Annotated in this window: 1 protein-coding gene; it reads left to right on the top strand. The window is 39.9% G+C overall.

Annotated elements, in window-relative coordinates; translation table 11 throughout:
• Positions 1-41 precede the first annotated feature (41 nt).
• Positions 42-212, top strand: a complete 171-nt coding sequence (locus AB4512_RS25350) for a hypothetical protein (RefSeq protein ID WP_017078425.1) — start codon at positions 42-44, stop codon at positions 210-212.
• Positions 213-303 lie beyond the last annotated feature (91 nt).

Genomic DNA, 303 nt, shown 5'->3' with positions numbered 1-303 from the left:
AGTGAATAATGGGATTATCAAAGAGAAAGGATAACTCTATTATGAAGACACAAGAACTCGCCTACAAACCATACGGTATTGGCTCATGGACACACGTAACAGTATCAAAAGATGTTGCTGAAGCACTCGCAAGTGAATACTCGAACTATGGATGGGAAGTGAAGATTGATGGCAACGCCATTGACACAAAACTTGCACTCAAAGCCGCATAGAAACGAAAAAACCTCCATAAAGGAGGTTTTTTTTATCTAGGTTGGTAAGCACTTACTATAAGTTAAGCCATTCCAACTTGGGGAACTGTAC

Source organism: Vibrio sp. 10N.222.52.B7 (assembly GCF_041474275.1).
Lineage (GTDB): Bacteria > Pseudomonadota > Gammaproteobacteria > Enterobacterales > Vibrionaceae > Vibrio > Vibrio crassostreae_C.
Note: the sequence above shows the minus strand (reverse complement) of the source record. Positions and strands in the feature narration are given on the sequence as shown.